The 13341-nt window shown below is 62.9% G+C and carries 15 protein-coding genes; 3 read left to right on the top strand and 12 right to left on the bottom strand.

Going from position 1 to position 13341, the window contains the following annotated elements:
• The first annotated feature begins 4 nt into the window (after positions 1–4).
• The 3 genes from CIMIT_RS11535 (at position 5) to CIMIT_RS11525 (ending at position 2550) form a co-directional block, all read left to right on the top strand.
• Positions 5–946: a 3-carboxyethylcatechol 2,3-dioxygenase gene (locus CIMIT_RS11535; protein WP_038593250.1), complete on the top strand. Its 942-nt coding sequence runs from the start codon at positions 5–7 to the stop codon at positions 944–946.
• 27 nt (positions 947–973) lie between these two features.
• Entirely contained in the window at positions 974–1828 is an 855-nt protein-coding gene (locus CIMIT_RS11530; protein ID WP_038593247.1) for an alpha/beta fold hydrolase, read from the top strand.
• 137 nt (positions 1829–1965) lie between these two features.
• Positions 1966–2550, top strand: a complete 585-nt coding sequence (locus tag CIMIT_RS11525) for a YczE/YyaS/YitT family protein (protein WP_144311863.1) — start codon at positions 1966–1968, stop codon at positions 2548–2550.
• 61 nt (positions 2551–2611) lie between these two features.
• On the opposite strand, the gene CIMIT_RS11520 is transcribed toward CIMIT_RS11525, so the two are convergent.
• From CIMIT_RS11520 to CIMIT_RS11465, 12 genes are all read right to left on the bottom strand, one after another.
• Entirely contained in the window at positions 2612–3028 is a 417-nt protein-coding gene (locus CIMIT_RS11520; protein WP_038593244.1) for a PaaI family thioesterase, read from the bottom strand.
• The gene (locus CIMIT_RS11515) at positions 3025–3345 is read right to left on the bottom strand and encodes a hypothetical protein (RefSeq protein ID WP_038593241.1); all 321 of its coding nucleotides are present in this window, start codon (positions 3343–3345) and stop codon (positions 3025–3027) included. The genes CIMIT_RS11520 and CIMIT_RS11515 overlap by 4 nt, the downstream gene beginning before the upstream one ends.
• Positions 3342–4949 (bottom strand): AMP-binding protein, encoded by a 1608-nt coding sequence (locus CIMIT_RS11510; protein ID WP_038593238.1) that lies wholly within the window; start codon positions 4947–4949, stop codon positions 3342–3344. Before CIMIT_RS11510 ends, CIMIT_RS11515 begins: the two co-directional genes overlap by 4 nt.
• Entirely contained in the window at positions 4946–5764 is an 819-nt protein-coding gene (locus CIMIT_RS11505) for an SDR family NAD(P)-dependent oxidoreductase (RefSeq protein ID WP_038593235.1), read from the bottom strand. Before CIMIT_RS11505 ends, CIMIT_RS11510 begins: the two co-directional genes overlap by 4 nt.
• Before the next feature lie 12 nt (positions 5765–5776).
• Positions 5777–6340 carry an aromatic-ring-hydroxylating dioxygenase subunit beta gene (locus CIMIT_RS11500; protein WP_038593232.1) on the bottom strand — a complete coding sequence of 188 codons (564 nt, stop codon included), beginning with the start codon at positions 6338–6340 and terminating at the stop codon, positions 5777–5779.
• 19 nt (positions 6341–6359) lie between these two features.
• Positions 6360–7568 (bottom strand): NAD(P)/FAD-dependent oxidoreductase, encoded by a 1209-nt coding sequence (locus CIMIT_RS11495; protein WP_038593229.1) that lies wholly within the window; start codon positions 7566–7568, stop codon positions 6360–6362.
• A 3-nt stretch (positions 7569–7571) separates the two neighbouring features.
• The gene (locus tag CIMIT_RS11490) at positions 7572–7919 is read right to left on the bottom strand and encodes a non-heme iron oxygenase ferredoxin subunit (RefSeq protein ID WP_038593226.1); all 348 of its coding nucleotides are present in this window, start codon (positions 7917–7919) and stop codon (positions 7572–7574) included.
• A gap of 40 nt (positions 7920–7959) precedes the next feature.
• Positions 7960–9288: an aromatic ring-hydroxylating dioxygenase subunit alpha gene (locus tag CIMIT_RS11485; RefSeq protein ID WP_038593223.1), complete on the bottom strand. Its 1329-nt coding sequence runs from the start codon at positions 9286–9288 to the stop codon at positions 7960–7962.
• Positions 9289–9565: 277 nt separating this feature from the next.
• Positions 9566–10963: an MFS transporter gene (locus CIMIT_RS11480; protein WP_051904983.1), complete on the bottom strand. Its 1398-nt coding sequence runs from the start codon at positions 10961–10963 to the stop codon at positions 9566–9568.
• 33 nt (positions 10964–10996) lie between these two features.
• Positions 10997–11698, bottom strand: a complete 702-nt coding sequence (locus CIMIT_RS12230) for a putative quinol monooxygenase (RefSeq protein ID WP_051904982.1) — start codon at positions 11696–11698, stop codon at positions 10997–10999.
• Positions 11695–12762: a VOC family protein gene (locus CIMIT_RS11470; protein WP_038593220.1), complete on the bottom strand. Its 1068-nt coding sequence runs from the start codon at positions 12760–12762 to the stop codon at positions 11695–11697. The genes CIMIT_RS12230 and CIMIT_RS11470 overlap by 4 nt, the downstream gene beginning before the upstream one ends.
• Before the next feature lie 15 nt (positions 12763–12777).
• Entirely contained in the window at positions 12778–13329 is a 552-nt protein-coding gene (locus CIMIT_RS11465) for an aromatic-ring-hydroxylating dioxygenase subunit beta (protein ID WP_038593217.1), read from the bottom strand.
• Positions 13330–13341: the final 12 nt, after the last annotated feature.

The following is a 13341-nucleotide window of genomic DNA, read 5'->3' as shown; positions in this document are numbered from 1 at the left end:
AAACATGGCAGTCAAACTCGTGGCAATGTCGCACTCGCCACTGCTGGGTTACAACGACCCTGGCGAGGAGGTGAAGCAGGAGATGGAGGGCAGCTTTGAAAAGGTCCGCGAGTTCGTCAAGGACTACGACCCGGACCTGATCATCAACTTTGCCCCGGACCACTACAACGGCTTCTTCTACGACCACATGCCGCCGTTCTGCGTGGGCTTCCAGTCCCTCGGCGTCGGCGACTACGACTCGCAGGAGGGCTTCCTGGACACGCCGGAGGAGCTGGCGCAGGACCTCGCCCAGTTCATCATGGACAACGAGGTCGACGTGGCGATCTCGCGCCGTATGGAGATCGACCACGGCGCGGTGCAGCCCATGGAGATCATCTACGGCGACATCGCGGCCAAGCCCGTGATCGCTGTCTACGTCAACGGCCTCGCGCGTCCTTTCGTGCCGATGAAGCGCGTACGCCTGCTGGGCAAGGCGATTGGTGCGTGGGCGGCTGCGCAGGACAAGAAGATTCTGCTCATCTCCTCCGGCGGCCTGTCCCACGACCCGCCGGTGCCGCAGTGGGTGACTGCCGATGAGAAGGCCCGTAAGCTCATGCTCAACGGCCGCTACCCCACCCCGGAGGCACGTGCTGAGCGCCAGGAGCGCGTCATTTCTACCGGCCGCAAGTTCGCCGCCGGTGAGATGACCAACATCTTGGATCTGAACCCCGAGTGGGACCGCGAGTTCATGCGCCGCTGCGCGTCCGGGGACCCCACGGCATTCGACTCCTACACCGTCGAGGGCATGGACCGCGAGGCAGGCCACTCCTCGCACGAGGTGCGCACCTGGGTTGCAGGCTTCTCGGCTTTGGCTGAGGCAACGGGCGGCGACTACGAGATTGAGTTCGAGTATTACCGAGCCATCAAGGAATACATTGCCGGTTTCGGCATCATGCTGGCTAACTAACCACCAACCACACAAGGAGAGTACGACATGTCTACCGTGAACATTCCGGACTACACCACCGACCCGTTCTTCGGCCTGGAGGACAAGTGGATTGAAACTGCACCGGGCGAGCTCACCCACTACCACGAACTCGGCGAGGGCGAGCCGATCCTCTTCCTGCACGGCTCCGGCACCGGCGTGACCGCTGCCGCGAACTGGTGGCTGAACCTGCCGCAGATCTCCGAGGTCGGCCGTACTATCGCCATTGACTCCATTGGCTACGGCCAGTCCATCACTGCTCCCGGCACCGAGTACGGCATCCGCGAGTGGGTCCGCCACGCAGTGCGCGTGCTGGACGCTCTGGGCATCGAGAAGACCTGGATCGTGGGTAACTCCCTCGGCGGCTGGCTCGCCTTCCAGTTCGCACTCGACTTCCCGGAGCGTCTGTCGGGCATCATTTCGATGGGGACCGGTGGTGCGAAGCTGACCAAGGCGCTGAAGGGCCACTCGAACCCGACCCTGACTGAGGAGGGCATCCGCGACACGCTGGAGCTCTTCGTCGTGGATAAGTCCCTGGTCACCGACGAGCTGGTCAAGCTGCGTTACGAGTCCGCACTCAACGACACCGCGAGCGACCGCCTGAAGGAGGTCGTCGCCGCACGCGACCGCGACCGCGACGCGCTCCCGCTTGACTTCGACAAGCTCGCCGAGTTGGAGATCCCGGTGCTGCTGATTCACGGCATGCAGGATGCGGTCATCCCCGTTTCCCGCACGTGGGACCTGGTGCAGACCATCCCGAACGCGGATGCGCACCTCTTCTCCCAGACCGGTCACTGGTCCCAGGTTGAGCGCAGCGAGGAGTTCAACCAGGTGATCATCGAGTGGCTGAAGCGCCACTTCTAATACCTTCCTTCCTCAAGGCACCCAAACATCAAGGTTTGGGTGCCTTGTGCCTTACGTAGGGACGAAACGCTATGAACAATACGATTAGCCACGCGCGGCCTAGAGACTACGCATATTCAGTTTTTGCCATCATGGTCATGATGGGAGGCACAGCGCTTGTCACCACCAGCCAATTGGGTACGCCACCTGTGTCTTCGCCCGTCTATGCGATGACGCTGATCGGCGGCCTAAGCTTCGGGGGGTGGACGTTTGCGCTTAACCTCATCCTCATCGCCGCGCAGTGGCTCATGCTGCGTCAAGATTTTCCGCGAAGGTACTGGCTCCAGCTCCCGGCACTATTTATTGGGAGTGCGAGTTTGGATGGGTGGATGTACCTGTTTCACCCCTTGGCGTCCGACAACTACGCCGCCCAAGTCGCACTCGTCGCAGTGGGCCTCGTATTCCTTGGCTTCGGCGTGTCCATCCTCGCCACCGCAAATGCGGTGTTCTTGCCGGGGGAGGGGTTCGTGGCCACCGTTGCGACGCTGCGGCGCAAACCCTTCTACAAGGTCAAGCTCATTTTCGACATCACGTGCGTCGCCATCGCCGTGGTGCTTTCCATCCTCTGGGTGGGCAATTTCGAGGCTGCCCGCGAGGCCACGATCGTCTCGGCGCTTACTCTCGGTTTCATCGTCGGCGCCTGTACGCCGCTGGCTAAGCGGATGGTCAAGCCGGTCGAATAAGCTACGCAAAAGGAAGTACCCCGGAAGTTGGTCCGGGGTACTTCCTTTTGTCGTTTTCGTACTATTTCTTCTGAGGCGGCAGTGAGTAGGTGCAGCTGATCTTGGCCAGCAGCTTGCCGGTCTCCGCGGAGTGAATCTCCGTGTCGGTGACAATGATCGTCCTGCCTGCGCGGACGATGCGCGAGGTGGAGATGGCATCGCCCGAGTTCACGTTGGAGACCACGTTGATGCTCGAGGCGACCGCGAGCGGGAAGACGCCCTTCGGCACCTGTTGCATGGCCAGCCACGTGGCGGACAGGTCGGCCAGGCCGAACAGTGCCGGCGCGGAGAACATGCCAGCCGGTTGCGAGACCGCCTGGGTCAGCGGCATGCCGAGCTTGACTACCTCTTTGTTGCCCTCGATGGGGTACAGCTGCAGGGTCTCTTTGACGTCATGCACTTTCTCGTACATGGCGTTCCAGTCGTCGATAAAACTCATGTCAGCTCCAGGTTCTTCGTATCGGTGGATTGGTTGGCCACCCAGTCAGGCTCTGCAACCATGAGGGCGTGCTCTTCGCCGGTGCGGAGCTGTACATCGAGTACGTAGCGCATGCCGGCGTCTTCGCAGGCGGAGACCTCTTCCACGTTGTCCGGCTCCACAGGCACGATCACTCGGCGGCACTCCGGATCCGTGTCAAAGACCTCGCGGACCCGTTCGCGTAAGCCCTCTGCGTTGTTGTAGGGCAGAATCACATCGTGAGAGCCATACGGGTAGGTGTGGCGAATCGGGTGATCCTTTACGTATTGGAAGCTCACGAGACGACCTCCCCGATCGTGCCTTCGCGCACTGCTTGGCGCAGGAAGAGCTTGTCCAGCTTGCCGCCGGGGTTGCGGGGCAGCTCATCCACAATGACCACCTTCGACGGCAGTTTGTAACGGGCGAGATGGCGCGAGCAGTGGTCGCGGACGCGCTCGAGGGTGATTTCGCTGTCGTCGATACGCTCGATGACCGCGACGATTTTCTCGCCCCACTTCTCGTCGAACTCGCCGACGACGGCGCTGCGGGTGAAGGAAGGGTCTTCGGCTAGGATGCGCTCGACCTCGGCGGGGTAGACATTCTCGCCACCGGAGATGATCAGATCCTTAAGGCGGTCGACGACGTAGTAAAAACCGTCCTCGTCGACGTAGCCGATGTCGCCCGAGTGGAACCACCCGGCGGTGTAGGACTTCTGCGTCATTTCCGGGTTATTCCAATAGCCCAGCGCGACGTTCGGGCCCTTCACCCACATCTCGCCATGGCGGCCCGGCTCCTTGATCTGCTCACCGGTGTCGGGGTCCATGAGCTTGACCTGGGTGTGGGGCATCGGGAAGCCGCAGGATCCCAGCTTCGACTTGGTCATGTCCGCCGGCAGATAGGTGGCAAACGGGGCAGTTTCGGTCAAACCCCATGCCTGCTGGATGTTGATGTCCTTCTCACCGTACTGCTTAATCAGTGCGGGCGGCACAGGCGCGCCAGCGCAGATAATTGCACGCAGGTTGGAAAGATCGGCGCTACCGAATTCTTCCGTTTGCGCAATGGCAGACAGCATCGCCGGAACCATAAACACCGATCCAATCCTGTGTTCTTCCAGCAGTGCGAGCGTGGTCTGCGGGTTGAAGGCACGCTGGACCACGAGCGTGTTGCCGCGGAAGAAGGAACGGATGGCAAAGGAATTCAGTGCGCCGACGTGAAACATCGGTGCCACGGCCAGCGAGGTGTCGCCAGGGCGGGTATCCACGAGCGTGTCCACGTTGATGGAGTTCCACCACAGGTTGCCGAAGGAGAGCTCAGCGCCCTTGGGCAGGCCGGTTGTGCCGGAGGTAAACAGCAGCAGAGCGAGGTCCTGCATCGTGCGAGCGCCGGGCTTGCGCAGGCTCTCTGTGCCCTCGTCGGTGAACTTGGAGGTCACTGACCAGAACAGCGGGATTTCTTCATCGACCGGAGCTGCCGGGTCATCGTCGACAACCACGACGTGGTGCTTCTCAATACCGAAGACGGATTTCGCCTTGCCCACGTGCGAACCCTCAACCACCACGGTGTGTGGGGTACCCAGGAGGAAGAGCTTCGCGGTCTCCGGTGCGGAGAGGCGGAAGTTAAACGGCATGAATGCTGCGCCGATCCACCACGCGCCGAACATGGCGAAGAGGAAGGAACGGGAGTTCTGTCCGATGTAGCCGATGCGGTCGCCGCTGTTTACGCCGGCGTCGACAAAGTGCGCGGCCCAGCGGCGCACCTCTTTGGTGAACTCGGCGTAGGTGAATGTCTGGCCCTCGTAGTGCAGGGCAATGCGGTCACGGAAGTGCCGCTCATGCCGACAGAGTTGAGTACACGGGTTGACATCCACATCATTGGGATCTTGCTGAACGCCATACACGATCATAGGTCATCGCCTCCTGCAGATTTTGCGAATCCTCGGGCGGCGATGCCGCCATCGACGTTGATAATGTGCCCGGTGATATTGCCCGCGTCCTGCGGAGATGCAAGCAGGACGTAGGACCCGGTGAAGGTCGCTGGATCAAGCGAAATATCGTGGAGCGGAATGTAGGGATTGGAACCATTGGGTCGGCGATCGAAGATCTCGGAGACCGAGCGATCGTCCAAGCCGCTGCTGGCTGGGCCAGAGAGCGACGTGCGCATCCCGCCCACCGCGACACCGTTGACGCGGATCTTCGGTGCCAGTTCGTAGGCGAGCTGGATCACCAGGCCGCGTGCCGCGAACTTCGATGCGGTGTAGGACGGCCCGCCGCCCGCGGCGTAGAACGCCGAGTTGGAGAGCGTGAAAATGATCGACCCGTTGGTCTTCAACAGGTGCCGCCACGTCGCCTCCGCGGTGAGCAGGTAGCCCTTGACGTTGACGGCCATGACCTCGTCGAAAAGCGCCGCGATCTCCTCGCCGCTGAGTCGGGTAAAGGAGCGGTAGAAGTCCCAGATCCCGGCGTTGGGGATCACGGTGTCAAGCTCGCCGTACGTGGCAATGTGCTCATCCACCGCCGCGTGCAGCGACGCCGGGTCGCGCACGTCCGCGGCCAGCGGCAACACCTTGTCGGGGTTGATTGCTTCAGCAGTCTCGCGCGCGCGGTCCAAATCGAGGTCGACGATGCTCACGCTCGCGCCTTCGTCGACGAATCGTGCGGCGAGCGCCTTGCCCAGCCCCGAGGCGCCACCCGTAATCAGTACCTTTTGTCCCTCGACCATTTTACACACGTCCTAGAAGAAGGTGGAGATGTTCTTGGAGTTCAGGACATTGATGTCGAGCAGGATGCGGCGGTCAAACACCTTGTATCCATCCTCGGTGCGGCGCAACAGATCGGTGCGCGTGCCGACGAAGATGTCTTCCTCGTGCTCGAGTCGGGTGCGGTAGACCATAAAGTTGGTCCGCGCCTCGATCACGTCCTCCTCGGTCTCCGCGACGGTGCCGTGGAAGGCGATGAGGTTAGTGATCAGGTGACGGGTGCGCGACGGCGGATCCTCGGACCAGGCCATCCCGGAGTCGAAGCGGCGGATGCGCCACGCCAGCGAGCTGTGGGTCTCGTCGTAGAAGGCGAGCCCGTCGCGGTCTGCGATGGCGAGCGCCTGCTGGCGACGCGTGCGGTTGGTGCGCGTCGGGGCCCAGTACTCCAGGTCCTCGTCGAAGTTTTGCAGCCAGTCGGTGTAGCGGCCCTCGTCGAGAAGCGCAGCCTCGTCGTTGTAGAAGTTGAGAAGTTCGTAGTACTGCTCGGCGTCCACACGGCTTCCGAGCGAGACATCTTCTCTGCGTAGATAGTCAGTCATGGGGAAATCACATCCGTTGTTAGCGAGCCAGCTTCTTCAACTGGATCGTGGGGTCAATGAGCTTGGAGGGAGTTACTGGGATCTCGCGGTCGATGATGCGCCGGGCGGCGCGGACCGAGTTCGAGTCGTTGTAGCTGGCGGCACCCACCAGCTTCGAGCCGTCGGCGACGCGGAAGGCGACTGCGGGGTTGCCGTCTTCGTCGGGGCGGATGAAGGTCTCGCCTGGGGCGGACATGTCGCCCACGCCCTCGACGTGTACGCCGTAGCGATCGGACCAGAACCAGGGCGCACTGCCCTTCGGTGCATCGACGCCAGCGATGGAGGCCGCTGCCACCTTCGCGTCCTGCACTGCGCTATCCCAGTGCTCGTGGCGGCGCTCCAGCGTGCCGTCCTCGTTGCGAAGGCGGGCGCAGTCACCCACAGCCCACACACCCGGCAGGGAAGTGCGCTGCTGTGTGTCGACAATCACGCCGTTGTCAATGTCGAGCCCTAAGGACTCAGCCAGGGCGACCTCCGGGATCAGGCCGATGCACAGCAGAACGTGGTCGACCTCGTAGGAGTCGTCGTTGTCGACGTGAATGGTCTTGTGGTCACCTTCGTCGGTGATCTCGGTGGTCATGCCGCGGACGAACTTCACGTTGTGTGCTGCGTGCAGGTCGTGGAGTCGCTTGGCCAGCTCCTCGCCGACCGCCGGGATCAGCGAGACCGGGGCCGGGTCGATGAGGACAACTTCGGTGCCCAGCTCCTGGGCCTGCGCGGCAACCTCGGCACCGATCAGGCCGGCGCCGACGATGCCGAGGCGCTTGCCTTCGCCCATTGCGTTACGCAGGGTGCACGCATCGTCGAAGGTGCGCAGCACGGTGGTGTGCTCCTCAAAACCTGGGGTCTTGCCGATGCGGGCGAACCCGCCGGTGGCCAACACCAGATTCTCGTAGGACAGCGGCTCAGTCTTCTCCAGGACCAGGGTCTTGCCCTTGCCGTCGATGCGCACGACCTTGTCCTTGACAACGGTAACGTTGTTCTCGGCGTACCAGTCTTCCGGCACGAAGCGAATCGCGTCGTGGTCCTTGGCACCGGCGAGCACGTCCTTGCTCAGCGGCGGGCGGTCGTACGGGATGCCCTCGGGATCAATGATGGTGATGGGGGCGTCGACGCCTTTGGCGCGGAGCTCACGGGCAACGGTGAAGCCACCGATGCCGCCGCCGATGATTGTGGTCGAAGCCGTCATGGTTTACTCAGCACCTTCCGCAGCAACGCCGGGCGTGAGCCAGATCTCCTCGCCGCGGAGCTCGACCTTGTGGGTCTTGACGTCCTCGGTCGCGGGCATGCACAGGGCCTCGCCGGTCTTCAGGCAGAACTTCGCGGCGTGGAGTGGGCACTCAACTTCAGTGCCGTCGACCCAGCCGTCGGCAAGCGAGGTGACCTCGTGGGTGCACTCGTCGTTAATTGCGTAGACCTCGTCATCCTCGGTGCGGAAGATCGCGATGGCGTCCTTGTAGCCCGAGTCCTCCGGGGAGATGACGATTGCTTCTTCCTGCTCGATGTCGTCCAGGACAGCTACTTTGATGGCGTCAGACATGGAAGATGTTTCCTTTCAGTGTGGGAGCGGTGGCGGGTTCTTAAGCTTCTTCGTGCCAGGCAGGGGTGTTCATCAGCTCGCGCCAGCGGCGGTAGAGGCCGCGGCCGGCGGCGTCGGAGTACAGCTCCGAGGTCATGCCGGGGTAGCCCTCGCGGGATTCCACCCTGTCGAGGCCCATCTGGTAGTTCAGGGCGGTGTTAGCAACCATGAAGGCACCTGCGTTGGCCTGGCACTCAGACCAGTTCTCGCCGTCGTCCTGCTCGAAGACGCCGGACGGGCCGAAGGTGCGCAGGTTGTAGAGGCGCTGCGCCTTCGCGACGTCCTCCGGCATGCTGCGGTCCAGTACCGTCCATGCCCACACCTCCATCTTGTTTGGCCCCTTGGGGTGCCACACGCGGATGGAACCGTTGACGGGCAGGTAGGAGAAGTTCGGGAAGACCGTGGCGTGGCCGTTGGTCAGCGGGCCGGTGACCTGCTCTTCCGACAGGCGCTCCTTGAGGAACTCGTAGTCGTAGTACTCGTGGACCGGCTGTGCGTCGAAGCGGTTCTTGGGGTGGACCGGGAAGCCTGCGCCGTGGCCGTGCTCGTCGGTGAACTGGCGGCCGGTGCGCTCTGCGATCTCCTTCTTCGGGCCCTTGCCCGACGGGGAGAGAATCATCAGCGCCGAGGCGTGCGACATGGTCACGTGGTACCAGTCGGTGGCGAACTGCTCGGCGGCGAGCTTCCAGTTGCCGTCGAGGACCCACTTGGTCACACCCTCGACAACGTAGGTGCCCTCCGGGTCGCGGTCCATGAAGGCGTCGATGTACCAGCGCATATCGCCCAGCGAATCCTCGAGCGGTTCCGCGTCGGCGTCCCAGTTGGCAAAGATGAGTCCCTTGTAGCTCTCTACGCGTGGGACAGCAGACAGGCCCCACTTGGCCTTATCAAACTCGTCGTTGTAGTAGTGCTCGCCCGGCACCGAGATGAGCTCGCCGTCCAGGTTGTAGGCCCAGCCGTGGTAGGTGCAGGTGAAGTTCTTGGTGCGGCCGTGGTCCGCGCGGCACACGCGTGCGCCACGGTGGCGGCAGCTGTTGAGCAGGACGCGGATTTCCTTCTGCTTGTTCATCACCGCGATGACCGGGTCCTCGCCCATGTAGGTCTGGAAGAAGTCGCCGGGTTTGGTGAACTGGGACTCGTGCGCGATGAACAGCCAGGAGCGCGCGAAGATACGGCGCATTTCTTGGCGGTAGATCTGCTCGTCGCTGAAGATGCGGCGATCGACAAGCCCCTTGTCGGGATCGACCATTCCGCTGACATCAAGGTTGGTATCTAATCCCGCGGGGCGTTCCAGGGAAGGAGCGCCGAGGGAGGGACGTTCGTTGTGCATGGAAAGCTCCAATCGACTTGCTGTGAAAGCGAGGTGACAATTCTGCTGACCGAAATGTGTCGTAAGTGCTCGCAACTTCGAGATGTGAGGCGTCTCACCGCAACCTCTGGAATGAGCATTCCACAAATGTGGGAACAAAGAGAAAAGGTTCCGCTTGGCGGAACGGCGGGGGTAGCCCGAATGGTGAGGCAGGGGTACCGCGGACTTCACCCCACGACAAAGTCCCCGCCGGTACAGGACAGCGGGGACTTTTGAAGGTGGACGCGATGGCCGGTGCTTAGCCCTTGAACACGTTGGTCTTGGTGAAACGCTCCGCGTGCCCCATGCTTTGTGCGGTCTCCTTGGAGAAGAAGATCGCCAGCGAGGAGACGACGAAGAGCCCGGAGACGACGATAGCCAGCGGGGTCAGCCCGGTCTCGGGGGTAACCATGCGGGTCGCAATCAGCGGGGCGGTACCCGCGCCGAGGATCGACGCCGCCTGGTAGGTGATGCCGGAGCCGGTGTAGCGCAGCTCGGGGACGAACTTCTCGGAAATGAAGGCGCCGATCGGGCCGTACTGTGCGGGCTGCACCACGCACACGAGCAGCACCATGCCCAGCCAGATCTTGGTTGGGTCACCGGAGTCGATCATGGCGAAGACGATCCAGATGCCGACGATGGAGACCAAGCCGCCGGCCAGCATGACCTTGCGTCGGCCGAGGCGGTCAGACAACGCAGCGAGCGCCGGCATGACAAAGATCGCGAACGCCGAGCCGACAGTGACCATCATCAGTGCCGTTGAACGGTCGACCGGCGATGCCGTTTCCGCCGTGGAGTTGACGATGTAGGGCACCATGAATGAGTTCTGCAGGCCCTGGACGAACAGTCCGGCCATACCGGCAAGTGCACCGAGGACGAGCTCGCGGGGAGCCTCCTTGAGCATGCGGACCAGTGGCACACCGGTGTGCACCTTGCCCGCACGCCGGGCGGCTTCGAACTCGGGCGATTCCTTCACGTTGGCGCGCATGAACAGGCCGACGATGACAATGGCTGCGGAAAGCAGGAACGGGACACGCCAACCCCAGTCGGTAACGAAGTACTGATCCGGGTTGGCAAAGTTGTCACCCGACATGCGTGCGAACACTGCGAGCACCAGCGTGGAAAGGATCGCACCCGCCGGGCCACCAGCGATCGCGACGGAGGCACCGAAGCCCTTGTTCTTCGCCGTGGAGTTCTCCATGGCCATGAGGGTGGCGCCGGCCCATTCGCCGCCGATCGCAATGCCCTGGATGATGCGCAGGATGACCAGTAGGATCGGCGCGGCAGCGCCAATGACCTGCGAAGACGGCATCAGACCGATGCAGATGGAGACAAGCCCCATCGTCAACAGCGTGACGACGAGGACGTTCTTCCGCCCGTACTTGTCGCCGAAGTGACCGAACGCCATTGAGCCAATCGGGCGGGCGAGGTAGCCCGTCAGCAGGATGACAAAGGAGAGCGTCGTGCCCAAGAGAGGATCGATGTTCGCGAAGAACAGTTGCGGGAAGACGAGGCCCGCAGCCGCCGCGTAGAGCAGGAAGTCGTAGTACTCCACGGTCGAGCCGAGGAAGGAGGAGGCGAGCGCGAGGCGTCGCTCTTTCGGTGTGCGCTCATCCTGCGCGTGATCCTGTGGGGGAGCGTGAGTGATGTTGGTCATGTGGGTCTCCAAAGGGTGGGATGGGGTGGTCGGCTAGCGCGCGGACCACACAACAGAGTGGGAATAGTTTTCGGTGGCCGCAGGCAACAGGCGACCGTAGTGGTACTCGAAGGCTTGCTGCCGGTAGAACTCGCGGGTGAGTTCACCGCGCTGCGGCGTGGTTGCTGTACGCCCGGAGTCGCCGCGGTACTCGCCCGTGGCCATGCGGCCGAACCAGTGGTGGTCGTAGATAGTCTGGTCCGCCCACACCTCGAGCAGCATGAGGTGGTTCGGCAGTTCCAAATCTTCCATCCACGCGTAGTAGACACAGCCCGGCTCGCGACGCGTCTCGGTGATCTCCTGGGCGGTCAGTGCCCGCATCTCGGGGTTATCCACAAACGCGTTCTGGATGACAATGCTCACCGGTCCGCTCGCCGGCCACATGATGCGGGAATCAGCACCCGCCTCCGGAGCCCAAACCCCGTCGACAAGAGCATATTTGGACTGCTCGTAGAGCTCGGTCGCGCCATCTTGCACGAACCGGTGCAAGTGCGGCAGCTCGGGCAGCTTCTCGACGACCGCGGCATAGTCAGCCACCTGCTCCGCCAGAATCGCCACCGCGCAGTCCTCATCCTCTACCGCGAGGGTCTGGTAGGCCTCGGCCTCTTTGATGCCTTCGCGCTGGCGCAGGGAGGTGACGTCGGCAAGCAACTGCTCGGGGGAGTCGGTCGCTCCCCGGTGGATGATGCGGATCATACGAGCTCCTCGAAGTCGACGACCCAGTCCGGCGCGGCGAACTCGGGTTTCGGGGGCTCGCGGCGGATGACGATCTCGATGAGGTAGCCGCCGAGCGCCTCGAAGGTGTCGAAGTAGCCGAACTCGGCGGCGCCGCCGCGCAGGCCCGAGCCCATGCACAGCGGGTGGCCGGCCTCGGTCATCGAGCGCACGACCTCGTCCCAGTCGGCGTCCTCGGTGGTCATCCACGCGAAGTAGTGGTGGATGCCGGGGCCGCGCTCGTCGAAGAACTCGCGGTTGTAGTGGCAGTCGCCGTGGTTGACCGAGATGATCTCGAAACCGAAGTCGCCGGCGGTGCCCTGCGCGGTGAAGTAGCCGGTGTCGCCGTCTTTGCCGCGGTAGTAGGGCTTGTCCAAGCGGCCGAAGCCAGTCTCCCAGGTCTTCATCTCGTAGCGCTGGATGCCAAAGACGTCGCGGTAGTGGGGCAGCGCGGCCATGACGTCGTGCACGAGCACACCGAAGTGGTACATGCCCTGTACCGGCTGGGTCGGGCGCGTGTCGGTGCTCACCTCGGCAGGGTCCTCGGCGCTGGCCGGGAGCATCTCTACGAGGAAACCGCCCAGCTTCTCGCGGGTGTCATAGAAGGTGCGCGTGGTGCGATCCACCGTGGCGGTGTAGGCGACGTCGTAGCCAAGGGACTCGAAGTGCTTGGCAACCGCTGCCTCGTCGGCCGCCGTGGAGCGAACCTGCAGGAAAGCGATGCCCTCGCGCTTTGTGCGCAGGAACTCGTTGAACGGACTCTCTCCACCGGTCGGCTCGACGAGCTCGAAGGTCAGGCTCGACGCCGGGCGTCCGCCCGGTCCCTGCTCGCCGTTGACGGCCGGGGTGGTGCCCACGGCGCTGCGCCACGTACCCGGGGTCGTTGCCAGGCGTCGGCCGTGCGCCACCGCGTCGGTAGGTGCGTGCTCGGCAGTATCCCAGTCGGAGATGCCGTAGATGCGGGAGTATTCCTTCATCTTGGCGTCCAGGTCGTAGACGACAACGCCAATGCGAAGCAGGTTCGTAGTTTCGATCTGTGCAGTCATATGCAGGTCCTTTCCTTAGTAGAACAGGGAGAGGTTCTTGACAAGAATGGTGGCCATATCGAAGCGGATCTCACGCTCGAGCACTAAAAATCCGTAGCGCGAGTCCGGGTCTCGGACGATGACGTCGCGGCGCTCGCCGGCAATCGTATCCTGGTAACGCTCGCCGCGAGAGCGGTAAATCATGAAGTTCGAGCGCACCGCAAACGCCCCGTCGCTTCGCTCGTCAATGCGCAGGTTGGTGAGCATGTGGCGCGAACGCGATGGCGGTTCCTCCGCCCATGCCATGTGCGTGTTTAGGCGGACGACGCGCTGGCGCAGAAACGCCTTGGACTCCTCGAAGTAGACCGAAGTCCCCTTCGGGTAGAACTCTTCCTTGCGCTCGCGGGCCACGCGGTTCTCGCGGACCGGGGCCCAGTAATCAACGTCTTCGTGCATGCAGTCGAGCCAGTCTTCCCACTGCATGTTGTCCATCATCTCGGCTTCGTCATACAGGAAGCGTGCGATCCGGCGCTCGTCTTCCGCGTCTGCAGGGCGCTGAGTGACCGGCTGCTCGGTAGTAGTCGTCATTGGAGTGCTCCT

Source organism: Corynebacterium imitans, assembly GCF_000739455.1.
GTDB lineage: Bacteria > Actinomycetota > Actinomycetes > Mycobacteriales > Mycobacteriaceae > Corynebacterium > Corynebacterium imitans.
The sequence above is the reverse complement of the archived record's forward strand: the minus strand, read 5'-3'. Positions and strand labels throughout refer to the sequence as shown.